Source organism: Paenibacillus sp. FSL R10-2736, from assembly GCF_038000245.1.
Lineage (GTDB): Bacteria > Bacillota > Bacilli > Paenibacillales > Paenibacillaceae > Paenibacillus_AQ > Paenibacillus_AQ phytohabitans.
In genome coordinates this window covers 1046691-1071895 of record NZ_JBBOBN010000001.1, presented here as the reverse complement: position 1 = coordinate 1071895, position 25205 = coordinate 1046691, and the positions used below count along the sequence as shown (strand labels likewise).

The 25205-nt window shown below is 54.0% G+C and carries 17 protein-coding genes, 1 tRNA gene and 1 other annotated feature; of the genes, 8 read left to right on the top strand and 10 right to left on the bottom strand.

The features are described from left to right. Positions 1–197: 197 nt before the first annotated feature. From pstA to NSQ73_RS04690, 5 genes are all read right to left on the bottom strand, one after another. Positions 198–1079, bottom strand: coding sequence for a phosphate ABC transporter permease PstA (gene pstA / locus NSQ73_RS04710; RefSeq protein WP_042139673.1), 882 nt, complete (start codon positions 1077–1079; stop codon positions 198–200). Then, on the bottom strand, positions 1079–2023 hold the full coding sequence (gene pstC / locus NSQ73_RS04705) for a phosphate ABC transporter permease subunit PstC (protein WP_042139674.1): 945 nt from the start codon (positions 2021–2023) through the stop codon (positions 1079–1081). The genes pstA and pstC overlap by 1 nt, the downstream gene beginning before the upstream one ends. 91 nt (positions 2024–2114) lie before the next feature. After that, positions 2115–2978: a phosphate ABC transporter substrate-binding protein gene (locus tag NSQ73_RS04700; protein ID WP_340985542.1), complete on the bottom strand. Its 864-nt coding sequence runs from the start codon at positions 2976–2978 to the stop codon at positions 2115–2117. A 64-nt stretch (positions 2979–3042) separates the two neighbouring features. Then, positions 3043–4461, bottom strand: coding sequence for a TolB family protein (locus NSQ73_RS04695; RefSeq protein WP_340985541.1), 1419 nt, complete (start codon positions 4459–4461; stop codon positions 3043–3045). Between the two features lie 162 nt (positions 4462–4623). Then, positions 4624–5070: a hypothetical protein gene (locus NSQ73_RS04690; RefSeq protein WP_042139677.1), complete on the bottom strand. Its 447-nt coding sequence runs from the start codon at positions 5068–5070 to the stop codon at positions 4624–4626. A 425-nt stretch (positions 5071–5495) separates the two neighbouring features. Between NSQ73_RS04690 and NSQ73_RS04685 the strand changes: the two genes are divergently transcribed. From NSQ73_RS04685 to NSQ73_RS04665, 5 genes are all read left to right on the top strand, one after another. Continuing rightward, positions 5496–6227: an ABC transporter ATP-binding protein gene (locus NSQ73_RS04685; RefSeq protein ID WP_340985540.1), complete on the top strand. Its 732-nt coding sequence runs from the start codon at positions 5496–5498 to the stop codon at positions 6225–6227. Continuing rightward, the gene (locus tag NSQ73_RS04680) at positions 6224–7261 is read left to right on the top strand and encodes an ABC transporter permease (protein ID WP_076248574.1); all 1038 of its coding nucleotides are present in this window, start codon (positions 6224–6226) and stop codon (positions 7259–7261) included. Before NSQ73_RS04685 ends, NSQ73_RS04680 begins: the two co-directional genes overlap by 4 nt. Before the next feature lie 66 nt (positions 7262–7327). Then, positions 7328–8014: a TetR/AcrR family transcriptional regulator gene (locus NSQ73_RS04675; RefSeq protein WP_340985536.1), complete on the top strand. Its 687-nt coding sequence runs from the start codon at positions 7328–7330 to the stop codon at positions 8012–8014. A gap of 828 nt (positions 8015–8842) precedes the next feature. Beyond that, entirely contained in the window at positions 8843–12190 is a 3348-nt protein-coding gene (locus NSQ73_RS04670; protein ID WP_340985535.1) for a DEAD/DEAH box helicase, read from the top strand. A gap of 190 nt (positions 12191–12380) precedes the next feature. Continuing rightward, positions 12381–12962 carry a thioredoxin family protein gene (locus NSQ73_RS04665; RefSeq protein WP_042139683.1) on the top strand — a complete coding sequence of 194 codons (582 nt, stop codon included), beginning with the start codon at positions 12381–12383 and terminating at the stop codon, positions 12960–12962. A 518-nt stretch (positions 12963–13480) separates the two neighbouring features. On the opposite strand, the gene NSQ73_RS04660 is transcribed toward NSQ73_RS04665, so the two are convergent. Together NSQ73_RS04660 and NSQ73_RS04655 are read right to left on the bottom strand one after the other, a co-directional pair. Further along, a complete protein-coding gene (locus NSQ73_RS04660; protein ID WP_340985534.1) occupies positions 13481–14911 on the bottom strand; it encodes an exosporium glycoprotein BclB-related protein in 1431 nt (476 codons plus the stop codon). A 40-nt stretch (positions 14912–14951) separates the two neighbouring features. Then, positions 14952–15311 carry a hypothetical protein gene (locus NSQ73_RS04655; RefSeq protein WP_042139685.1) on the bottom strand — a complete coding sequence of 120 codons (360 nt, stop codon included), beginning with the start codon at positions 15309–15311 and terminating at the stop codon, positions 14952–14954. Between the two features lie 230 nt (positions 15312–15541). Between NSQ73_RS04655 and NSQ73_RS04650 the strand changes: the two genes are divergently transcribed. Then, on the top strand, positions 15542–15847 hold the full coding sequence (locus NSQ73_RS04650) for a hypothetical protein (protein ID WP_039310734.1): 306 nt from the start codon (positions 15542–15544) through the stop codon (positions 15845–15847). A 408-nt stretch (positions 15848–16255) separates the two neighbouring features. Here the strand turns inward: NSQ73_RS04650 and NSQ73_RS04645 are convergent, their stop codons facing one another. Further along, positions 16256–18991, bottom strand: a complete 2736-nt coding sequence (locus NSQ73_RS04645; protein WP_340985532.1) for a beta strand repeat-containing protein — start codon at positions 18989–18991, stop codon at positions 16256–16258. A gap of 194 nt (positions 18992–19185) precedes the next feature. Further along, positions 19186–19408 (top strand) — a binding site (T-box leader). A gap of 105 nt (positions 19409–19513) precedes the next feature. On the opposite strand from NSQ73_RS04645, the gene NSQ73_RS04640 reads away from it, so the two are divergent. Continuing rightward, positions 19514–21502, top strand: a complete 1989-nt coding sequence (locus tag NSQ73_RS04640; RefSeq protein WP_340985531.1) for an arginine--tRNA ligase — start codon at positions 19514–19516, stop codon at positions 21500–21502. A 938-nt stretch (positions 21503–22440) separates the two neighbouring features. Here the strand turns inward: NSQ73_RS04640 and NSQ73_RS04635 are convergent. Then, positions 22441–22514, bottom strand: a tRNA-Arg gene (locus NSQ73_RS04635). Positions 22515–22816: 302 nt separating this feature from the next. Further along, positions 22817–23173 carry a hypothetical protein gene (locus NSQ73_RS04630; RefSeq protein ID WP_039297666.1) on the bottom strand — a complete coding sequence of 119 codons (357 nt, stop codon included), beginning with the start codon at positions 23171–23173 and terminating at the stop codon, positions 22817–22819. Between the two features lie 148 nt (positions 23174–23321). Between NSQ73_RS04630 and asnB the strand changes: the two genes are divergently transcribed. Continuing rightward, complete coding sequence (asnB, locus tag NSQ73_RS04625) at positions 23322–25166, top strand: asparagine synthase (glutamine-hydrolyzing) (protein WP_340985530.1); 1845 nt, start codon at positions 23322–23324, stop codon at positions 25164–25166. Positions 25167–25205 lie beyond the last annotated feature (39 nt).

The following is a 25205-nucleotide window of genomic DNA, read 5'->3' as shown; positions in this document are numbered from 1 at the left end:
CTGTTCCTTATAACCGCTTTCATTCTAGTATTATTATAATTTTAAGCAATGGAAATAGATAGGCTCCCCTGTGAAAAAAGCCCTCCGGCGCTTGCGATCCTCTCCGCGTCTCCTGTCACGTCAAACAGGCTGCCTGCCGTGGATTATCCACAGCAAAGGCAGCCTGTTATTCACATATACCGCTCCAAGCCTAAGTCTCAGCGCCCCCGGCGGCGGTTCCCCAGCCACAGCGGAAAGCGGAAAATAAAGTTAATCAGCAGGACTACGAACACCAGCACCGCAGCGGACTTGTCCGCGATCTGCCGCGCATCCTCGACAATCGCCTCGGACTGCACGTACCACAGATGTACCGCCAGGGTCTCACCCGGCGAGAACAGATTGAAATCCCACATCTCGCCGGAGGTGCTGAGTCCGGCGGTCAGGATAATGACCGCCGATTCCCCGAAGGCGCGTCCGGCCACGAGGCAGACGCCGGTGATGATAGCCGGAAGGGCTACCGGCAGCACGACCTTGCGGATGACATGGAACTTCGTCATGCCGAGTGCATAGCCGGCTTCACGGATCTCGCCGGGCACCGCACGCACGGCTTCTTCCGTGACGCGGGCCAGCATCGGCAGATTCAGCAGTGCCAGGCTGACGCCTCCGCCGAGGATCGTCAGGCCGACACCGAAGTACTCGGCGAAGATCGCCAGACCCAGGAGGCCGAACACGATCGACGGAACAGAGGCCAGGGATTCCACACAGATGCGCAATGCGCCTGTGAAGGCATTATCCGGCGCATACTCCGCCATATAGATACCTGCCCCGATCCCGATCGGAACCGAGATCAGCAGCGAGATGAACAGAATATAGAAGGAGTTGAAAAGCACCGGGCCGATCCCCCCGCCGGCATCCATCTCTTCCGGCTGCTTGATCAGGAAGTCGGGCCGGAGCGCCGGCAGGCCTTTGCTTAAGATGGTGAACAGCAGCCAGAAAATCAGCAGCATCACCAGAGCGCCCAGTGTGTAGAAACCGATGGTTGCTATTTTGTTGCGCCGCTGCGCCCTTGCCGTATATCGTGTACGAGTAAATCCGTTCATCAGGCATCCCTCCGTTTACGGCCCAGCACGCGGATAATTAGAATCAGCACAAAGGAAATGAGCAGCAGCAGGAAGGCCATCATATGCAGGGAGTAGTTCCAGGTGGACTCAAACTCAACATTAGAGATCTGCATTACAATGTTGCTGGTCAGCACGGAGGTTGGCGTGAACAGGGTCTTCGCCAGCTGCGGCGTATTGCCGATCACCATAACCACCGCCATGGTCTCGCCGATCGCACGGGTCATGCCGAGAATAACGGCCGAGACAATCCCCCGGCTTGCTGCCGGCAGTACAACGCGCATAATGACCTGAAGACGGGTCGAGCCCAGCGCATACGCGGCGTCACGGTATTTGCGCGGAACGGACACAATGGCATCATCGCTGATCCGGCAAATGGTCGGCAGCACCATCAGCGCCAGCACGAGGGCTGCGGCGAGCAGTCCGTCTCCCAGGCCTTCTCCGCTCACTCTCCTCAGGAAGGGAAGCAGTACGGTCAAGCCCAGATAACCATATACAATAGAAGGAATACCGACCAGCAGATCCAGCACCGGACGGATGAAGCTTGTCAGCCATTTAGGCGCGATCTCCGCACAGAGCACGGCCATAGCAACTGAGATTGGTACGGCGATGACCAGGGTCAATGCGGTAAGCGATAATGTATTTACAATAAAGGCAGCGGCGCCGAAGGCATCCTCTTCCGGTGTCCAGTTGAACGAGAAGAAGAAATCGAGCGGCGAGACGCTCCCGAACAGCAGCAGCGCCGTTTTGCCGATGAATACAATAACTAGTCCAAGCACCACACAAAGCGCAAGGATACTGAACAGGAAATAATAACGGGATATCGTGTTGCCAAGCAGATGTCTCTTATGTCTTCTGGTATTTACTTTAACTTCCTCAAGGCTCTTCTGTGTCTGTGCTGTCAGGCTATGAACCGGTGCCCCCATACTTTCCCTCCTGTAAGAGGCCAACCCCGCATGAAGCTCCGGAGCTGGCCGCTGTTACCTATCAGTCTGTTACCTTGTACTATGGTTAATCCTAGGATTGCATTGCCGCAATCGGAATGAATTTAAGCTTTTTGAGCGAACCCTGCTGGAACTTCTTGCTCTGCACGTATTCGATGAATTCTTTGGTAGCGCCGGTAGGCTGGCCTTTGGTCATGTAGTAGCCGTAAGCCCAAATCTTGTAAGAACCGTTGATAACATTGTTCGTAGTCGCTTCCACACCGTTGAACTTCACGGCTTTGATGTCACTGCCGGTCACGTAGACAAGGTCGATGTATCCGATAGCGTTAGGAGTAGTGCCCACAGCTGTTTTCATGTCGCCGCTGGAGCCGGTTTCCTTGTAGTTCTTCTCTTTCTTCACAATATCTCCGCCGGCAAGTGCCTTCGCCTGATAGTTGACACGGGTACCGGAACCGAAGGCACGGGTGATAACCACGATGTTGGCATCTGCTCCGCCGACTTCCTTCCAGTTCGTGATTTTGCCGGAGTAGATTCCTTTAAGCTGTTCTGTAGTCAAGTTATCTACACCGACGTTTTTGTTCACGATGGTTGCAAAAGGAATGACCGCTACCTTGTTCGCTACCTGTCCTTCAAAAGCTTTGAAGCCCGGAACATCAATGCTGGCATCCCAGTCGCAGGCGCCGATATCCGCAATGCCCTTCTTCACGGCTTGAGGTCCGGTAACGGAGCCTTTGCCTGAAGCGGCGATTTTCACTTTAGGGTGAAGCTTCTGGAATTCTTTGGCGGCCTGCAGCGTCAATGGAAGCAGTGCGGTCGAACCGTTAACGGTGATTTTACCCTTGAGACTGTCCGCAGCAGCGGCAACCCCTGCAAAAGCTGCGGTAACCGCGATAACCGCGGTGAGCGCTGTAACTGTTAATTTCCGGAAAACCTTCATGTATAATTTCTCCTCCCGGCGGCCAGCGCCGATATATGTTGTTGTGAATCAGTGAGACTCAGTATTAGTTGGACAGCTGCACTGCTTTGCCGTTCTGAATTACAAGGATTTTGCCGTCGCTGACAATTGCCACCTTGCTGCCGTCATTCGAGACAGACACCTCGGACACATCTTCTGCCGTGCGGAATAATTCAACCGGAGCCGCGCCGCCTGCAATAGAGTAGATTACAGTGCTGCCATCTGCGCTCAAGCCTGCAACCACCAGACCTGCACTTGTTCCGGCAGACCAGTTGGCTTCAGCACTCAAGGTGATATCTGTGCTGGTGCCGTCAGCTGTAATCGACTTCAGGGTGTTGGCGGCAGTGCCCTCCGGATCTGCACTCAGGTACACTACGCTGCCGTTAGCAAGGATCTCAGGGTACAGCTTGTTGTCGAGCGCAGTAGTCAGGGCTGCCGGCTTCGCGCCTTTGGTGGCCAGATCCAGCTTGTACAGCTGTTCTCCGGCTTTGCTGAAGTCTACAGTCAGTGAATCTTCTGTACTGTCGGCATCATTCTTGGCTGTGCCTGTTACATTGACAATGTACACGGCAGTTTTGCCGTCCGCCGATACGCGAAGCTCCGATTTATTCTCCACTTTATCCTCAAGCAGCGCTTTGACCTCTCCGGTCTCTACAGAAATCTGCGCCAGCTTCTCCTGCTTGTCGCCTTGAATGAAATAGATTGTCTTGCCGTCGCTGGACCATACGAGGTCCGTCTTCACGCTGGTGTCTTTGCCAAGGGTAGTGATCACTCCGCTGGACAGGTTGATCAGCTGCAGAAGGCCTGTCTCATTGCTGAACACACCCCACTGCTGGTCCGCAGAAACTGCATAATCCACAGCACTGCTGTTGGAAGAGAACCATTCATAATTGCCGGGCACCTGGCTGAATTTATAGAGCAGTGTGGATTCAGCGTCGCTTTGGCTGGCGATCAGGCCGCCGTCCGCACTCCAGTGAAGGGTATCGAATTGGCCGGTCGGCCGGGCGAAGCTCAGGATACTGCTGGTTTCAGCCTGCAGTTCACCGCCAAGTGCGGTAACCAGCTTCGTGAGTTCAACATAGGTTTTGCTGTTATGAACGACAGGTGCTACTGTAAATTCCTGTGCTTCACCATCAACCTGATAGCTTTTTACACCCGCCTGAATCTGTACATTATGTAGGCCCTTGCTGTCATTTAATAGAAATCCGCTGTTGCCGAGCACAAGTCCTGCTCCAAGCTCCCCTGCCACCTGGCTTAACGAATAGAGTTTATATCCACCGCTGTTGATTGTGCTGAGTGCAACCGGCGTACCATTGATACTCCATGTAGTACTTCCCTCTTGAACTGCGGCTGTCTTGACGGCGGCGGCGCTCACACTGCTGCTTGTAGCCAAAACACTTACTGATCCCCCTGTTACGAGAAGTGCTGAAGCCAAAGCTGCGCCGATCCATTTACTGTTTGTCAATTAGATTCACCCTTTTCCTATAGGTAACTGCTAATGTTATTTTCATCTACGAATGTCAATTCTGTTGCAGAGGAATGTTATGGAAATATTAATTGTAAAAAGTAAATACAAAGAGGCCAGCCCAGGAATGAATCCCGGGCCGGCCTTACCGTAAAAGTTATGTTAATTCAGTATCCACGTCACAATAATCTCATTACCGCCGGGCTTCGAGTCTGAGCTGCTGCCGATAATAGAATACGAATAGGAACCGCTCACCTTGCCATTAATTAGAATGTTGTTGCTGTCGACAATCTCTGTTCCGCGTTCCAGGTCCTTGTCTCTTACATATTTCTGATATGTACTTCCAAGAGCGGCCATACTTTCCTCTGTCTCATAGATCAGCATAGAGGATTTCTTCCCCTCTGCCACTTCACCTTGGGTAAAAGTGATGCCCGCGCCTTCCGGTATCGGCAGATCGTCAGGCAAATACTGCTGCGCGTCCGCATTCTCTTCCGCCAGGGTATGAAAAGCTCCGCTGTCCGCTTCTGCTCCGTCTGTACTGCTGCAGCCGCTAAGTCCGGCCGCTGCCAGAAGCACTCCCAGAGTAAGGAGCAGCTTATGTCCTGCCATGATTCGCACCACCTTCTAATGTAATGGGTTCCGGTTGCCGGAAATCTCCAGTATTCTCCTTATTACCCTGATAACCGGTATAAGGAAACGGGTAATCCATAAAATTTAATATGATTTATGCGGAGGCAAGCGGAAACGGCTCCTCGTCCTTAAGACAACGTGCATGTGCTCTGCGGGAGCCTGATGAAGCTTCTCATAATCTGTCCGCCAGTCTGGCGGACTGACAATCAGCTATTTCGGGTAAAACATGCAGATTCCCAGGTTAATCGGACTCAGATTCCTTTATTTGTCCGCAATAGCGGAGATCAATAGAGCGTCAGATATATATTTTTGTGTACTTGGAAAAGAGATTTACTTTTACCAAGAGAATCATTATTATAATGAGTGAGTACTCACTCATTATGCTGAGGATTGAGGAGATCACAATGAAACAAGCCAACCCAGTGATTACAGTAACTCATGTTGACCGTGCTTTCGGCAGCAAGAAGGTATTGAAGGATATTACGCTACAGGTGGAGCATGCGGAAACCTTCGGGATTCTGGGCCCGTCCGGCTCCGGCAAAACCACGCTGGTCAAGCTGCTCACGGGCATAGACGAAGTTACCTCCGGCGAGATTAATGTGCTCGGGGTACGGATGCCGAAGCTTGCCATGCTGCAGCAGATCGGCTATATGGCCCAGTCCGATGCGCTATACACGGAACTGAGCGCCAAGGAGAATCTGGAGTTCTTCGCGTCCCTCTACGGTCTGAAGGGCGGCAACCGCACACGGCGGATCAGAGATGTAATGGAGCTGGTGAACCTGCAGGAGCATTTGCGCAAAAGAGTAGACCAATACTCCGGTGGCATGAAACGCCGCCTGTCACTGGCCATCGCGCTGCTGCATGAGCCGCCGCTGCTGCTGCTGGATGAACCTACGGTCGGGATTGATCCGGTGCTGCGCCAGTCGATCTGGAAGGAACTTAAGGCGTTGAACCGTAAAGGCACCACGATTGTACTCACCACACATGTTATGGATGAAGCGGAGAAATGCGGCCGGCTGGCTATGATCCGGGATGGCGTTCTGCTCGCAGTAGACACTCCCGCCGGACTGCTGCAGGCAACCGGCTCCGCTACCATTGAAGAAGCCTTCCTGTACTATGGAGGTGTACGTCCATGAGAATCCGTGCGATTACCCTGAGAATTCTGCAGCAATTCATCCATGATAAAAGAACCATGGCGCTGATGTTCATCGCGCCCCTGCTGGTGCTCAGCCTGATGAGCCTGGTCTTTAACGGAGATGCTTATGAGCCGAAGATCGGCGTAGCCCCCGGTGCTGCAGTGTTCAGCACCGCGCTGGAAGCCCAGAAGGCTGAAATTACCGGCTATGATAATGATGAATCCGGCAACGCCGCCCTTCAGGCCGGGGACATTGATGCTTATATTACAATGAAAGGAACCACTCCTGAGATCATGCTGGAAGGCAGCAACCCGGCCGCTAACCGTGCCGTAATGATGGCCCTGCAGGAAGCTATGCAGAGCCTGCAGCCGTCAGCGGCAGGCAGCGTACAGAATCAGCCGCAGATCAGCTATCTCTACGGCGCCGAGGATATGAAGACGATCGACCGTTTCGGCCCGATTATGATCGGGGTATTTGTATTCTTTTTCGTCTTCCTGATCGCGGGTGTCTCCTTCCTGCGCGAGCGGACCACGGGAACACTGGAACGCCTGCTCTCCACTCCGCTGAAGCGCTGGGAGATCGTGCTTGGATATGTCTGCGGTTTCGGTATCTTCACCGTCTTTCAGGCGCTGCTGATCTCCTGGTTCTCAATCCAGGTGCTTGGCATTATGATGGCGGGCAGCTTCGGCTACGTTCTGCTGATGACCTTGCTGCTCTCGATGTCAGCGCTGACGCTGGGCACTCTGCTCTCGGCATTTGCCGCCAATGAGCTCCAGATGATCCAGTTCATTCCCCTGGTCATTGTGCCGCAGATTTTCCTGAGCGGATTATTTCCGCTCGATACCCTTCCGCTCTGGCTGCAGCGCGTAGGACTGGCAACCCCCATCTACTACGGCGCCCAGGCGCTGATGGATATCATGATCCGCGGCAAAGGCTGGAATGATATCGCCCTTGATGTATTCATGCTGATCGGCTTCTCCCTGCTGTTCATGCTGCTGAATGTGCTGGCCTTGCGCAAGCACCGCAAAATGTAACTTCGAATTAGCGGTATAGGCTGTGGTACACTTGGAGGTAAGAGCAAGAGAGTTGGAGGGTCCATCATGGAGAAAGACAATGCTGCTGAGCAGCAGGGGCAGGAGCAGTGGATTCAAGAGCTGCTGGCCCTCAGTGAAAAGGAACAAATGACCCCCAAGCAGATATCCATTCTGCAGGCGGCCATTGATACATTCTCGGAGAAGGGGTTCTCGGCAGCCGCCACCAGTGAGATCGCCCAGAAGGCAGGCGTGGCTGAAGGAACGATTTTCCGCTACTACAAAACCAAAAAAGATCTGCTGCTGGCCATCGTAGTCCCCACCATGAGCCGGATGATCGCTCCGTTTGTGATGCGTAATTTCAGCGGTGTGCTGGATGTACCCTTTGAGAGCTATGATGCCTTCCTTAAGGCATTCATGGTGAACCGGCTCGATTTCGCCCGTAAGAATCTCAAAATTATCAGAATCCTTATCCAGGAGATCCCCTTCCAGCCCGCGCTCAGAGAACAGCTGGTCGAGAATATTCTCAGCCAGGTGCTGGAGCGTGTCACTGTAATTACGGAGCATTTCAAGGAGCAGGGCCAGATTATGGATGCTCCTACTCCTGCGATCATCCGCTTCACCATTTCCTCGGTCATCGGCTATCTGCTGGCCCGCCTGCTGCTGATGCCGGACCATGACTGGAATGACGAGGAAGAGATTGAGCAGACCGTCAGCTTCATCATGCACGGAATTGGCGGGGCAAGGACACTGTAGGCGGCTGGAGGGGACATTGCTGGAGCAGCTACGCCATTTCGGGACAGTCTGAGCCAGTCTGGGAGCACATCGTGCTGGCCAGGCTGGCTTTTACTTGGTTGGCTGCTGCTAGTTCTACTGGTTCAACAATGCAACAATTGATGTAATCAGTTCCTCCAAGTGGAAATTCAGTGATAGTTGTATACTATGCAATTAAAAACAGCGAAAAACGTTGCTTGTCTCTTATAACTGTAGTCTGTACAACTAAATCTGCCGAATTGGTGATAACCAGTCTACATAAGGCAGTTTAAGTGTACGAAATACAACTAAACGGAGAATCGCCTGTAAATCAGATGATTTAGTTGTACAATGTACAATTAAGCATACGCATAAGCCATAATCAGGTCACTTCAAACCCTCAGCAAGCGATTTACCCATGTGATTTTCACTACTTTAAATCTGACGCTATACTAGTTCTGCTGCTTCTACTCCCTCACTTATACCTTGCGAACTTCTGCTTCTCTGCTATTCTTGCTCATGCACCTGCCCGGTTCTATTTGCCACCTTACTACTCCTTGTACACAATTTACACATAAATAACTGCAATGGGGTCCGCAGGCGCGGTGAATGATGTTGTCCGGGCAAATAGAGCACCCCAGTCCGCTGCTATCCATCAAGATAACTCCCGCATTGCTTAATTCTTCAGGACAGAGCAGACAGAACTGCTCTCAGCATAAACCCTTTTGAAGGCGTACGCCTGTTCTGTTATTATGGGTACTATAACGATTGTCGAACGGGACAAAACAGGCCTTGGCTTGAGAGCAAGTTAGCCATCAGGAATAGAAGGAAGTGAGGATTACATTGGGTTTCCAGGTACCGGAACGGGTAATCAAGCTGCTGTGCGGCAGGGCCGCTTTTGATCAGGGGGTAGCTTATTATCACGCTCATAAGGTTGATCTTATCTATACAGAGCACAACGTTGAAGGGGAATATTCGAAATACCGCGCTGCGGTTCATGGTCTGGAAAGCCATGAAGTAGTGCTAACCATAGATAGTGACGGTGATGTTAACGGGGAGTGCACCTGCCCTGCCTACTACCGCGGCGGACCTTTCTGCAAACATATTGCAGCTGCACTGGTTAGTGTCCTTTATCTCGGCAAAGATATGGACATGGGCCAGACTTCCGATCCGGATGGGCAAGAGCCGGAGGCGTTCACGGGAGAGACCGGTATACTTACGCCCCGCCATTCCGGCTCTGGAGGAGACGGACACATCGGGCACAGTGGGGACCGGCAGCTGGTAAGCAGCATGCTCGGGATGTTCACCGGAGTGCGGCAGCGGCCGAGCGGAGCCGGAGCTTATATGGATCTGCGGACACCGCTTCAGGTAGAGTTCATCTGCAAGCCTTTCTCTTACAGCTTCGGCAGCACAATGCTGGGCATAGAGCTGAAAGTAGGCCCTAAGCGCCTCTATATCGTGCCCAAAATCCGGGGGTTTCTGGAACGTGTTCACCGGGGTGAGCCTTTTGAATTCTCCAGACATTTCAGTTATGATCCCGCCCTGCACAGCTTCTCGAAGGAAGATAATGAGGTGCTCGTGAAGCTGATTGAAATCATGCTGAATGAAAAAATATACCGCAGCAGCAGCCCTTACGCGCCGCATACCGGCACTTCGGGAAATGAGCGGCTGCTGGCTGTTCCTCCCTTCTTCTGGGAGAGCCTGCTGCCGGCACTCTTGGCTGTACCTGCAGCCCGTCTGCAGCACGGCCAGGTCCTGCACGAACGTCTATCTCTCTCCGCTGAGGCTCTCCCGCTGAGCTTCCAGTTCGATCAGGCGCAAGGAGAGGGGTACCGGCTGGATGTCCAGGGGCTTCAGCAGCTTACGATTCTGGAAGATTACGGGCTTGTCTTGTCTGAGGGCAAGCTGCTGAAGCTGCCGGTGCAGGAATGCGGGCGTCTCGCTGAGCTGAAAAAGCTGCTGAACCCCTCGCGGCAGGACGGAATTGCCATTGCCCCGGAGCAGATGGAGCCATTCATGGAGGGCGTCATTCCCGGACTCAAAAAATTGGGCCAGGTATTCATTGCCGATGCCATCGCGGACAGAATCGTTCAGGCGCAGCTTCACGCCAGACTCTATCTCGACCGGGTCAGAGACCGGCTGCTCGCCGGGCTTGAATTCCAATATGGCGGGATTGTCATTAACCCGCTGGATGAGAAGGCGCATGAGCGGAGCAATGAAGTGATTCTGATGCGGGACGGGGAGGCCGAACGGCGGATTCTCGACCTGATGGCCCATGAGTCCTTCGCACGGACAGAGAGCGGATATATCATGCGGGATGAGGACGGGGAATTCGATTTTCTCCACCATACCATTCCGCTGCTGGAGCCGCTGCTTCAGGTCTATGCCACTACTGCGGTCAAGGAAAGAGTACTTACGGAGCATGCCATGCCCAAGGTCAGCCTGAGCTGGAATGAGAAGACCGACTGGCTGGACTTCAAGTTCAGCATGGATGGTATTCCGGAGAAGGATATTGTGCTGGTGCTGAAATCCCTGCAGGAGAAGCGTAAGTATTACAGGCTGCCGGATGGTGCACTGCTGCCGCTGGAAACTGCAGAATTCCTGGAAATTATCGCCCTGATGAATGAGCTTGGCGTTCAGAACGGGGATTTCAATCATGCAGAGTTCTCCCTGCCGCTGGTGCGGGGCCTTCGCCTGCATGCGGATACCGGCAAAGGCGATTCCGTCCAGATCGGCCGGTCGTTCCGGCGGCTGCTGGCCAATATGGCGAGTCCCGAGAATCTGGACTTCCCTGTGCCGGAGAGTCTGGCCCCTGTACTCCGCGACTATCAGCAGTACGGCTTCCAGTGGATGAAGACGCTGGCCCACTACCGCTTCGGCGGCATTCTGGCGGATGATATGGGTCTCGGCAAAACGCTGCAGAGTATCGCCTTCCTGCTCTCCGAGCTTGATGATATCCGTCAGGGCGGAGTCCCTGCGCTCATTGTCACCCCGGCCTCGCTGCTCTACAACTGGCATAATGAGCTGAAGCGTTTCGCCCCGGACATCAAGGCAGCCATTGCCGACGGCAGTGCAGACGAACGCAACCGGACGCTGCGGAATTCAGCCGGCCATGATGTCATCATTACCTCTTATCCGCTGCTGCGCAGAGATGCCGTGGAATACGCCAAGCGGTCTTTCCATACCCTCATCCTGGATGAAGCGCAGATGATTAAGAACCATGAGACGCAGACTGCCCAGGCAGTTAAGCTTCTTCAAGCGCGGTACCGTTTCGCGCTTACGGGAACTCCGGTGGAGAATGCGCTCGAGGATCTGTGGTCAATCTTCGGCGTGGTATTTCCCGGGCTGTTCCCCGGCAAGAAGGCCTTCCATGACCTTCCCCGGGAGACTGTGGCAAAGCGTATCCGCCCCTTCCTGCTGCGCCGCCTCAAAAGCGATGTCCTGAAGGAGCTGCCGGACAAAATCGAATCACTGCAGGCCTCTGAGCTGCTGCCGGAGCAGAAAAGGCTCTACGTCGCTTATTTGGCCAGACTGCGCAAGGAAGCGCTCAAGCATCTGGACAGCGACAGCTTCGGCAACGGCCGGATCAAGGTCCTCGCCGGTCTCACCCGGCTGCGCCAGCTGTGCTGCCACCCCTCCCTGTTCGTGGACGGGTACACTGGAGGATCGGGCAAATTCGAACAGCTGCTGGAGATTATCGATGAATGCCGCAGCTCCGGCAAACGGATGCTGATCTTCTCACAGTTCACGCAAATGCTGGGGATGATCGGGCGCGAACTGGCCCTGCTGGGTGTGCCGCATTTCTATCTGGACGGACAAACACCGGCTTCCCAGCGTACCCAGCTGTGCACCCGCTTCAATGAAGGGGAACGTGATCTCTTCCTGATCTCGCTGAAGGCGGGCGGCACCGGCCTTAATCTGACCGGAGCGGACACGGTCATTCTCTACGATCTGTGGTGGAATCCGGCTGTCGAGCAGCAGGCTGCTGACCGCGCCCACCGGATCGGACAGAAGAAGGTCGTGCAGGTCATCCGCCTGGTTGCGCAGGGAACCGTAGAAGACAAGATGTACGAGCTGCAGCAGAAGAAGAAGAATCTGATTGATGAAGTAATTCAGCCGGGACAGGAAGCCCTGTCCAGCCTGAGCGAGCAGGATATCCGGGAGATACTCGCGATATGACAACGGCAGGCTTGCAATAGAATACCTTTCTGCGCCAAATCATACGGCTTCTGTTGCACAAAGTACAATCATGCTGAAGATCTCCTGTGATGCTTGGGGAATGAAGGTAATCTTGCTCAGTTTGGAAGTGTTTGGCAAGTCCGGTATAATACAAGGGAAGGCTTGTATCTTATTCAGGAGGTGCTTGTAAATGAGCTTTACGTTGGCGCTTGGAGACTCAGCCCCTGACTTCGCCCTGAAGGCGACGGACGGACAGACTTATTCCCTGGAGCAATTCGCGTCCGCCAGGTTCCTGGTTGTTTTTTTCACCTGCAATCATTGCCCGTTTGTAGTCGGTTCCGATGAGCTTACCCGTGAGGCAGCGGAGAAATTCCGCGATCAGGGTGTCCAATTCGTTGGCATCAATGCCAACAGTGAAACCACGCATCCCGATGATTCGTTCGAGCATATGGTTGCCCGGATGGAGGAGCATAAGTTCCCTTGGACTTATCTGCGTGACGATACGCAAGAGACCGCCCGGGCCTATGGCGCACTGCGCACGCCCCACTTCTATATCTTCGATGAAGCCCGCAAGCTGGTCTACACCGGACGCGGCGTTGATAATCCGCGCGAGACCGGCAAGCTGACCGTCAACAATCTGGATAACGCCCTGACAGAGCTGGTATCCGGGCAACCGGTCAGTGAACCCCTGACCAACCCGATCGGCTGCAATGTGAAATGGGACGGCCAGGATGCCCACTGGATGCCGGCTGAGGCTTGCGATCTGGTGTAACACGGCCGGCTATATAAACCACACTTATGACAACAACCTAACCAGCTTACTGGTTAATCGCGGCGGGACGAGAGGAATATGTTAATTCCTTACACACAATTCGTTGCCGGCAGAATGTAGGCTTCTTAGTACGCACGAAGGCATAAATGTTGTACGTTTTGCAACTCTGATCCCTAGATACCTGGGTGTACGGGAGGATTGTTGTATGAAATACAACAATAGCTTCGTTGATGGGCCTGAAACGAGGGAATTGCTGCCTTTTGTACAACAATTATAGATTTAGGGCGTGTTAATGGGGGGGAATGTTGTATTCTGTGCAGGATTTTAATAAAGTTACCTGATCTGTGCCACCAACAGCGGATGAAATCAGCCCCCCTACTTCAACATTAGCTATACAGAAGTACAAATATACAACTACAATTCAGTTCTCTATGTCATAAATAAAACAGGGACGCTCCTTAGCCTATAGGCTTGGGAGGTCCCTGTTTATTTATTTCTTTTGGCTTGCAGTGCCGGGTTTAGACAATTGTAACTCCGCCACTGGCATAACCGGCAACCGTTGTCGCTACATCAATCCCGGCCGTTACCGTTGCCGAGAAGACCATCAGCAAACGGGTGCCGGCAGTTACCGGTATGGCGAGTCCTGTAGTTAATCCACTGCTGATTGTGCCAAGAGCAAGGATACCTGTCAACGGAGGTGCTAGTGTTACCAGCGCTCCGGGTACAGCGGTGAAGGTATTATTCGGTGTAGTGGACTGGAACAGCTGTGCAGTTATGGTTACCGTCGAACCTACTAAGCTAAGTCCTGCAGTTGTACTGAAATAGCCTGCCAGTGAAGTGATTGTTCCGGCACGCGGTGCGGAGAAGGCAAAGTTGAGCAATGTGCCAGCCGCACCTGTCAGGTCAATAGTTCCGCCCGCAATGCTGACACCGGTAGAGCTGTTGCCGAAACCTACTAAACTGGAGGTATTCAAAAGTCCGCCGAGTACCGTTGTCAAAGATACTGGAAGGCCGGAAGCATACGGAATGATTGCCCCTGAACCCGTTGCCCCAGTAGCGCCAGTAACACCGGTAATCCCAGTTCCGCCTGTTGCTCCAGTAACCCCAGTCGCTCCAGCTGTGCCTGTTGCTCCAGTAACCCCAGTCGCTCCAGCTGTGCCTGTTGCTCCAGTAACCCCAGTCGCTCCAGCTGTGCCTGTTGCTCCAGTAACCCCAGTCGCTCCCGCTGTGCCTGTCGCGCCGGTAACCCCAGTCGCTCCAGCTGTGCCTGTCGCACCGGTAACCCCAGTCGCTCCCGCTGTGCCTGTCGCGCCGGTAACCCCAGTCGCTCCGGCTGTGCCTGTTGCGCCGGTAACCCCAGTCGCTCCAGCTGTGCCTGTTGCGCCGGTAACCCCAGTCGCTCCAGCTGTGCCTGTCGCGCCGGTAACCCCAGTCGCTCCGCCGCCAGAACCCGTCGCTCCTGTAGCGCCTTGAGCCCCGGTGGCACCCGTTGCTCCTGCTGCACCTGTGGCACCGGTAGCTCCGCCACCTGAACCTGTCGCTCCTGTAGCACCTTGAGCCCCGGTGGCACCCGTTGCTCCGGTAATACCGAAGATTTCGCCCAGCAGTTCTGCAGAAACCAGGCGGTGGGCGGTTACCAGTGCCCCGGTGCTGCTCTTACCCCAGAGCGAAACCTGGACCGGATCATTCACAGTGGCAGGTGTTAAGAAAGTAAACTCTAAACCATCCAGATCAGCAAAGTAGGTAGTGGTTATCGATTGATTCGGAGCAACATCGATCGCCTCGCTGACATACAGGTTTCTGACGCCGCCACTCAAATAGTATCCCTGAACCGATACTGTGGAGGCAGTGATATCACTGCGGTTATCAATTCTGACTGTAACCTGGGTAGTTGGTCTCACACCGCCAACCATATTATTTTCTATCGGTCCCGTGGATAAAAAACTCATCGTTTCAGCACTCCTTTTCCTAGTAGAATAGGATGAATCTCTATACTTCGGAGCTTAATTTCTCATGTGTAACAATGCGATGGGCATTCACCAGCTGGCCGGTAGAAGACTTGCCCCATACTGAAATCCCGATCTCCTCCCCGGTTGCTTCTCCGATCGTAAAAATAAATTCGAACGCATCCAAATCGGCAAAGTAATCCCTGGTTACCACTTCATTCGGAGCAATATTAATAACCTCACTTACATACAATATTCTTGTCGCTCCCAGCAAGTAGCCCTGAATACTGACTGAAGAGCCTACCATGCCATCACGCTTCACCAGCTTTACCGTAACTGTCTGCGTAGGTCTTATTCCCGAAACGGCATTGTTCTCGATAGGTCCTGTTGATAAAATCGGCATCCCGTCTCATCCCTCCTTCCATATCTAGCATTTACGGCGTGAAACTCAGTTACTAGCGACGGTTGATCTTTAATCGCACAATATAATAATATTCTGGCGTCCTCCGGTCGGTGTGGACATAAGACAGGTTCCATTCACCAATATCTGCGGGGGCGCATATCTTTTAATTAAGGAGAGACCGCCCTTGCTGCCGCTTTCCTGCAGAATGACCAACGGAAGAAGGGAGTCCCATGCCCCCTCCTGGAAAAGGAAAGAGACCTGCCGCCAAAAAACCACCAGCCAGCTCCAAAACACAAACTCCAAAAGGGCTTGAGTTCGCCGTGGCTGCCCTTCTTTTGACCGGCAAGCTGAAAGTAGACTCCATCCAGATGTACACGGACGCATCCATGTTCGTCAGTCTGGTAGGCAAATATAAAACCTTAAGTGATCTGAGCAACGACAACGTCGATAAGCTGGTCAGCTTCCTTGATGACAACAGCAGTCTCACCCTGAACGAGATTATGACCGCTTTGAAAAAGAAAGCCGAAAACTCCTGACCACCTAATTAGAAAGTGAAAGTGAGGCGCGGGGATATGGACAGTTTTGACGGGGAGGGTTTCGCCGGTGGTCTGCTGCTGGTGATTGTAATTGCCCTGCTGATTTATGGTTCTACGGACATCAAGAATCTGACCGGTGCGCCTACTGCGGACTAGGCATTTCCTCTGTCAGAGATTCTGAAGAGGTCTGCTTGCCGAGCTGGCTTTGTAGTCCATTGCCAAGCGGCATCCATGTGATTACTTATGATACAAAAAGCTGCCCTAACTATACTGGGAACAGCATCCTGTTTGTGAGGCAGGGATCAAAACGCCTGGTAAGTTTAAGCAGCCCGTCACCGAAAATCCATCGGTGACGGGCTATTTAGCTTTACTGGAATCCGAATATTTCTGAATTCTACTCTGCCAAGCTTAGTTTATTTTTTGAATCAGGATAGAGGCGTTGGCATTGGCTTGTGTTCCGCCTGACAGCGTCTGCAGCATAATTGCCGCTGAACTGGAATGATTGCGCAGAGTCAGGGAATCTCCCGCTGCCGCTACAACAATCACCATTCCGGGATTGGCCTGAGTTCCGGCGCCGGAACCATATGTGGCGCCCGCAACAGAAGTACCATTTTGAAAAAGTGAGAATTGATTGGGCTCAACTCCCGTTGCGTTGAACCAAACTGCATAATCTCCAGCAGTACCTATAGTAATCACAGAGCTTCCTGGCGTGTGTGTAATCGCCCCAATTATAGGACCATTATTACTAAAAGTAACATCGGCCTCCAAAGGAACCGTTTGGGCAGCCAAATTATAAATATACGCATACTCGGAAAGACCAGCCGGACTGGTTCCTGTCGCACCTGTGATGCCCGTCGCACCTGTAACCCCGGTCGCGCCTGCTGTGCCTGTCGCACCTGTAGCCCCAGTCGCTCCTATTTCGCCTGTCGCACCTGTAAACCCAGTCGCTCCTGCTATACCCGTCGCACCTGTAACCCCGGTCGCACCAGCTGCGCCTGTCGCACCTGTAGCCCCAGTCGCTCCTATTTCGCCTGTCGCACCTGTAAACCCAGTCGCTCCTGCTATACCCGTCGCACCTGTAACCCCGGTCGCACCAGCTACGCCTGTTGCGCCTGTAACCCCGGTCGCACCAGCTACGCCTGTCGCACCTGTAACCCCAGTCGCACCAGCTATGCCTGTTGCGCCTGTAACCCCAGTCGCGCCTACTTCTCCTGTCGCACCGGTAACCCCAGTTGCTCCCGCTACGCCCGTCGCACCTGTAACCCCAGTCGCTCCAGCTACGCCCGTCGCTCCCGTAACCCCAGTCGCGCCTGCTACGCCCGTCGCACCTGTAACCCCGGTCGCGCCAGCTATGCCTGTCGCTCCCGTAACCCCAGTCGCTCCGGCTATACCCGTCGCACCTGTACTCCCAGTCGCTCCAGCAATACCTGTCGCACCCGTAACCCCGGTCGCTCCGGCTGCGCCTGTCGCACCCGTAACCCCAGTCGCTCCTGCTATACCCGTCGCACCTGTACTCCCAGTCGCTCCAGCAATACCTGTCGCACCTGTACTCCCGGTCGCTCCGGCTGCGCCTGTCGCACCCGTAACCCCAGTCGCGCCTGCTACGCCCGTCGCTCCCGTAACCCCAGTCGCTCCTGCTTCGCCTGTCGCACCTGTAACCCCTGTCGCACCTGTAACCCCTGTCGCACCAGCTACGCCCGTCGCACCTGTAACCCCAGTCGCTCCCGCTATGCCTGTCGCACCTGTAACCCCGGTCGCACCAGCTACGCCTGTTGCACCTGTAACCCCGGTCGCACCAGCTACGCCTGTTGCGCCTGTAACCCCAGTCGCTCCTGCTGTGCCTGTCGCACCTGTAACCCCAGTTGCACCTGTAACCCCGGTCGCTCCGGCTGTGCCTGTTGCACCCGTAACCCCGGTCGCTCCTGCCACGCCCGTCGCTCCTGTAACCCCGATCGCTCCCGCTATGCCTGTTGCGCCTGTAACCCCAGTCGCTCCTGCTGTGCCTGTCGCACCTGTAACCCCGGTCGCTCCAGCAATACCTGTCGCACCTGTACTCCCAGTCGCTCCTGCTGTGCCTGTCGCTCCCGTAACCCCAGTCGCTCCTGCTATACCCGTCGCACCTGTAACCCCAGTTGCGCCTGTGTTACCCGTCGCACCTGTAACCCCAGTCGCTCCCGCTATGCCTGTCGCACCCGTAACCCCGGTCGCTCCTGCTGTGCCTGTCGCTCCTGTAACCCCAGTTGCTCCCGCTACGCCCGTCGCACCTGTAACCCCTGTCGCACCAGCTACGCCTGTCGCACCTGTAACCCCGGTCGCACCAGCTACGCCTGTTGCGCCTGTAACCCCAGTCGCTCCTGCTGTGCCTGTCGCACCTGTAACCCCGGTCGCACCAGCTACGCCTGTTGCGCCTGTAACCCCAGTCGCTCCTGCTATACCCGTCGCACCTGTACTCCCAGTCGCTCCAGCAATACCTGTCGCACCTGTACTCCCAGTCGCTCCTGCTGTGCCTGTCGCTCCCGTAACCCCAGTCGCTCCTACTATACCCGTCGCACCTGTAACCCCAGTCGCTCCTGCTGTGCCTGTCGCACCGGTAACCCCAGTCGCTCCTGCTGTGCCTGTCGCACCTGTAACCCCAGTTGCTCCTGCTGTGCCTGTCGCACCTGTAACCCCGGTCGCTCCAGCTGTGCCTGTCGCACCCGTAACCCCAGTCGCTCCTGTAACCCCGGTTGCTCCGGCTGTGCCGGTTACGCCTGTAACCCCGGTCGTGCCTGTGATGCCCGTCACTCCTGTGATAGCTCCCAGAAGTTCAGCAGAAACCAGGCGGTGTGGCGTTACTAAGCCGCCTGAGCTATTTTTCCCCCAGACTGAGACTTGCACTTGTTCATCAATGGTTCCCGAAGTGACAAAAATAAACTCAAATGCATCCAGATCCGCATAATACGTGGTTGTCACTACCTGATTAGGCAGTACATTCAACGTTTCACTGACATATAGCGTGCGGGTTCCATCCAGATAGTAACCCTCTACCGTCACCAAGGAAGACATGGTATCACTTCGGTTATCGATTTTGACCGTGACCTGCTGGGTAGGTCTTAGCCCGCCTACCGCATTATTTTCAATCGGTCCTGTAGATAAAAAGCTCATCTTGAGTTCTCCTCTCCGAATATTTTAATAGTGATAACAACTTACTATATTCGAGCCATCACTGGAGGTGTGGACAAAGCCGGATATCTATTGCAAATACCGGATGTTATGGGTTGCATTTTCCGGAAACAAGGTTCCGCTTGACATTCCGCTATTGCTTTCTTCCAGAAATTCGCTATACTGATAAAAATCATATTGAATCAATGACCGGGAGAGTAATGGCCCTGAACCCTAGTCCCCAGCGAGCCGGGAGAGTGTAAGCCGGTACAGATCAGGATTATGAAGCGCACCCGTGAGATGGACTTCTGAACCTTAAGAGTAGGAAGCCCCGGCTAAAGACCGTTAACCTGTAAGGTGGTTGAACTGTAGGTTCAGCAACGAGAGTGGTACCGCGAGCGCATAAGCCTCGTCTCTTTTGAGACGAAGGCTTTTTTGTTGTTTTTTCACCTTATGGACCCTTGAAGTCTTCCGCCCTCAGCCACTGCTTACACCATTCACAACTATTTCGGGAGGTACTTATTCATGTTAAGCGAGCTAATTAAAGACAGTCTGGAACAATGTATTCTCAAAGTATCTGAAGACCTGGGGATTCCCGGCAGCTCTGCGGTAAAAGTGGCTCTTGAGCAGCCTGCGAATGCGGAGCATGGGGACTATTCCAGCAATATTGCCATGCAGTTGGCCCGCACCCTGCGCAAAGCCCCGGCCGTCATCGCAGAACTGATCATCGCCGAGCTGAAGTCATCGGGCTCCGTAAACGGACTGCTGCAGAGAATCGAGGTTGCGCCGCCGGGTTTCATTAATATGTACATCGATTGGCAGGTGTGGGCCCAGACTGATTTTGCAATTCCGCAGGCTGGCGGTGAGAAGGTTATTGTAGAGCATACTAGCGTTAATCCGAATAAAAGCATGCACATTGGACATCTGAGAAACTCCTGTATCGGAGATGCGCTGGTTAGAATTTTGAGAAAAACCGGTCATACCGTTGAGGTGCACAACTACGTGGATGATCTCGGCAACCAGCTTGCAGATACTGTAGTCGGCCTTTTGAATGTCCCGCTTGCCGGGGAGCATGTCCGTTTCGGAGATTACTGCTGGGATATTTACGCTGAGATCAACAAGGAGTACGCGGAGCATCCTGAAAGTGTAAATAAACGGACCGAAATTCTTCACGCGCTGGAAGAGGGGCATGGCAATACCGCCTGGATTGGCAACCTTGTCGCCGGACAGATTGTAAAAGAGCATGTGGAGGAGATGCGCAGCTTCGGCATTCACTACGACCTGCTTGTTTGGGAGAGCAGTATTCTGAAGGAAGGCTTCTGGTCTTCTGCCTTTGACCTTCTGTCGCAGACAGAAGTGTTCGTTCAGGAGAAGGAAGGCAAGCTGGCCGGCTGCTGGGTGCTGAAGCAATCCGCTGGCACTGGCGGACAGGAGACAGAGGAGGAGCATCAGAAGGATAAGGTGCTGGTGCGCTCGAACGGGATTTTGACCTATACGGCCAAGGATATCGCTTATCATCTATGGAAATTCGGCCTCTTGGACAAGGACTTCGCCTACAGCGAATTTGGCAGCGGGCTGTGGACGACCGGCTTGAGGGGTGAGACGCTGCCTTTTGGACGCGCAGTCAAGGTCGTGAACGTGATCGACTACAGACAGGAGTATCCGCAGGCGATGGTAAAGCAGGCCTTCCAGGCACTGGGCTACAGTGAGCAGGCGGATCGGCTGCATCATGTAAGTTATGGTGTGGTTTCGCTAAGTCCGGCTTCCGCCGCTGAACTTGGTATTGATACCTCCGCCGGCAAAAGCTCCTACGCCATGTCCGGACGCCAGGGCATCGGCATCAAGGTTACCGAGCTGGTCCGGCTTATGGAGCATTCCATCGAGGCTACCCGTTCCGACAAAAACGGCCTGTCCAGCCGGCTCATCGCCACCGCTGCCATCCGCTACTATCTGCTGCGCTTCAATCTGGGTACAGAGATTGTGTTTGACTTCAAACAGGCCATGGAGATTTCCGGCAACACTGGCGTTTATCTGATGTATGCCTATGCCCGGGCAAGCCGTGTGCTCAGTAAAGGCAGCGCCCTGGCGGACAGCGGTACCGGGAATAACGGTGGTAACGAGCATGGCGGGAGCCGCGAGTATGGTGGGCACGGGAATAGCGGGGATAACGGGAGCAGCAAACATAGCGCGAGCAGCGGGCTTGACGGGAGCAACGCGCATGGCGGGCTTTCGCTCTTTCCGCCGCAGCTTGAGGCAGCCGAGCTCGCCCTGCTGAGACAGCTCAGCCTGTGGCAGGACACCCTATATACGGCAAGCCGGGAGCTTACACCGAATTCGATTTGTAACTATGCGCACAGTCTCGCGGCGCTGTTCAGCAACTTCTACTCCGCCTGCCCGATCCTCAAAGGCGAGGCCTCCAGCATTGCTTTCCGTCTCTGGCTGACCCGGAGCTTCACCGATACTTTAGGCGAGGCGCTGGATGTACTCGGTCTGCCTAAGCCGGAGCGGATGTAAGCTGGGACGAAGAAGCGGTAGAGAGTCCCGCATAGTTCAAGTAGGGCTTATAATAGATAACTGTACTCATCGGGTGAAAATGATGTTGGTTACTTGGGGGATCGCTGTAGGCGAGCGGGGGGGTGGGGTTGGGTTTGAGTAACAATAGTCTAGCGAATGGCTGTACAAAGAGTGACTTGAATGCTCAGACACCAGGGATTTCCAGGAAAATTGTCTGCACTGTGCAGATGAAGCCTTCTGCTAAGCTATGCGGACTCAGATGACGCTATTTGGCGAAAAAACCTGTTTTTCTGACCGATGCGGACTCAGGGGCCCTTATATTGTAGTTTGGAGCTCAAAATGAGGGGAAACGGGTTAGTTAACGGCATCTGAGTCCGCATGGACTGCGAAATGATGTGATCCGCCGAAATAAGATCACCTCAGTCCGCAACGCTGCTTCTAAACGTGAGGGTCCGCTTCAATGTAATCCTCCGGACGTCAAGTAAGAGCCTTCCCGAAGGAAGGCTCTTACTTGACGTCCCGGAAGGGATACAGCCAAACTTCGGCTGATTGCGATGTATTCCTATCGAAGCTTAACCTCCAACGTCCCCGCTGGCGCTCGGCTTCTCATCCTCCGGACGACAAAAGAGCCTTCCCGAAGGAAGGCTCTTACTTGACGTCCCGGAAGGGATACAGCCGAACTTCGGCTGATTGCGATGTGTTCCTATCGAAGCTGATGCTCCAACGTCCCCGCTGGCGCCCGGCTTCTCATCCTCCAGACGACAAAAGAGCCTTCCCGAAGGAAGGCTCTTACTTGACGTCCCGGAAGGGATACAGCCAAACTTCGGCTGATTGCGATGTGTTCCTATCGAAGCTGATGCTCCAACGTCCCCGCTGGCGCCCGGCTTCTCATCCTCCAGACGACAAAAGAGCCTTCCCGAAGGAAGGCTCTTACTTGACGTCCCGGAAGGGATTCGAACCCCCGACCGTGCGCTTAGAAGGCGCATGCTCTATCCAACTGAGCTACCGGGACAAATGAAGAATCATGAAACCTAAAGCTGTAAAGATCATATGTATTAATGCAACGTTATTTATTATACCTGATTCACAGAATTTATCAAGACTAAACTCTCCCAGCCGGCAAATGAGGTCCCCTACACCCCACTGTGCAGGCGACTTCTGAACGATCCAGCAGATGTCCTGATACACGAACCCTAACAAAAAAGAAGCCTCCCGCATCCTGAATGCGGCAAGCTTCCTGCTCTATGGTCCATCCTATAGGTTATTGGTTAGTGATTGTGCAGCGAATCTTCGTTGCAAGAGGTCCCGCCGGAATCAAGAGTACTGCCTGAAATGCTCACCCAGCTGCTTCTTCAGCTCTCCGAAGATCAGCAGCTCGCGCTGGAATTTGGACCGTTCATCCTCCGGACTCATTACGGTGCTGCCGGTGAAGCCGCTGACCGTCACGTCCTTGAAAGCATCATGCAGATTGTTATCGAACCAATCGGTGGCGGTGTCCGCATCATTCGTCAAAATACGGACAATTTCGTAACCCTCCTCACGCCGATCCTCAACAATATACACCAAAAGTGCGGAATCGCCCACAGCTCCAGGCAATACGCCAACCTCTGCGCAAGGTGCTCCGTCATACTCGGTCATTCTGCGGATTTTGGCGTCTTTAATGTAATACACTTGTCATCCATCCCTCCTGGCAAATTTCCCTCTCCCCTAGTGTTCGGATAAGGACATACATTTTATCCCTTCCTTCGGCATATATCTGTATTACTTGGCAAAAAAGAAAGGACAGACAACAATCGCACAAAAGAGAGGATGAACCAACATGTGCGGAATAACCGGATTTGTCCAGTGGCGCGGTGATCTTACAGGGCACTCGCAACTGCTTGTCAGAATGACTGAAACTTTAGCGAACCGCGGACCGGATGCAGCCGGAACCTGGATTTCAGGACCCATTGCCTTCGGACACCGCAGACTCAGCGTCATTGATCCCGAGAACGGCGCACAGCCGATGATTGCCCGCCATGACGATAAGGTGTATGCAATTGTGTATAACGGCGAGCTATATAATGCCCCTGAGCTCAAAAAAGAGCTGAAGCAGCGCGGCCATCATTTCCTCACAGAATGCGATACCGAGGTACTCCTGCATGCCTATATCGAATGGGGACCGGACTGCACGGAGAAGCTGAATGGCATCTTCGCTTTTGCCGTCTGGGACAGCTTGCGCGATCAGGTCTTCCTGGCCCGCGACCGCCTGGGCGTGAAGCCTTTGTTCTACAGCCAAGTGGACGATGTCTTCGTATTCGGGTCCGAGCCGAAGGCGCTGCTGCAGCATCCCAAAGTCCAGCCGAAGGTTGGACCGGAAGGCCTTGCCGAAATCTTCATTATCGGTCCGGCCCGGACACCGGGACATGGTGTATACAAAGATATATTCGAGCTTCGTCCAGGTCATGCCATGATTTATAGCCGCAGCGGTATCCGCACCTACGCGTATTGGAAGCTGGAGAGCGACCAGCACACGGATAACGTGGATGAAACGGCAGCCCGGGTGCGGGAATTACTCCAGGATACGCTGGAGCGCCAGCTTGTTTCCGATGTTCCGGTCTGCTCTCTGCTCTCCGGCGGACTCGACTCCAGCGCCTTAACTGCACTTGCCGTAGATTATTACAACCGGACCGGCCAAGGCCGGGTAGATACCTTCTCGGTGGATTATGTAGACAACGACAAGCATTTCAAAAGCCATTCCTTCCAGCCCGGAGCCGACGGCCCCTGGATTCAGCGGATGATCGATGAACTGAATACGAACCATCACTTTATTGCTTTTGATACACCTGAACTGGTAACAGCGCTCGACAACGCCCTCTACTCCCGCGATTTGCCGGGGATGACCGATGTGGATTCATCACTTTATTTATTCTGCCAGGAGATTAAAAAGAAGGCGACTGTCGCTATCTCCGGCGAAGCTGCGGATGAAATTTTCGGCGGCTACCCCTGGTTCCACCGTGAGGAGATGCTGTCTTCCGGCACCTTTCCCTGGTCGGTAGCACCCAAAATGCGTGCGGGTCTATTGTCACCGGAAATGAATGAGTGGATACGTCCGCTGGAATATTTAGGTGACCGGTACAGCGACGCCGTGGCCGAGGTGCCGAAGCTTGACGGTGAGACCGGCAAACAGGCGCAGATGCGCGTCATGTCCTACCTCAACATTACCCGCTTCATGCCTACGCTGCTGGACCGCAAGGACCGGATGAGCATGGGCGTGGGCCTGGAGGTACGCGTTCCTTATTGTGACCACCGCCTGGTGCAGTATGTATTCAACATTCCCTGGGAGATCAAGACCGTAGGCAACCGTGAAAAAGGCATTCTGCGCAAAGCACTCGAAGGTGTACTGCCGGACGATGTGCTCTACCGCAAAAAAAGCCCGTACCCTAAAACGCATAACCCTGCCTATCTCAACAAGGTGCGCTCTCAGGTACTCGGCATCCTGGATGATCCTTCTTCGCCTATCCTCCCGCTGATTGATCCGGCCAAAATCCGGGAAATCGCCGCATCACCGGAATCCTCCAGCAATCTGCCGTGGTTCGGCCAGCTGATGTCCGGCCCGCAATTATTCGCTTATCTGGCCCAGGTAGATCTGTGGCTGCGGAAATACAATGTCTCCATCGGCTAATGCCAATTAGATGTGAACATGCCCGCCAAGACCGTATAG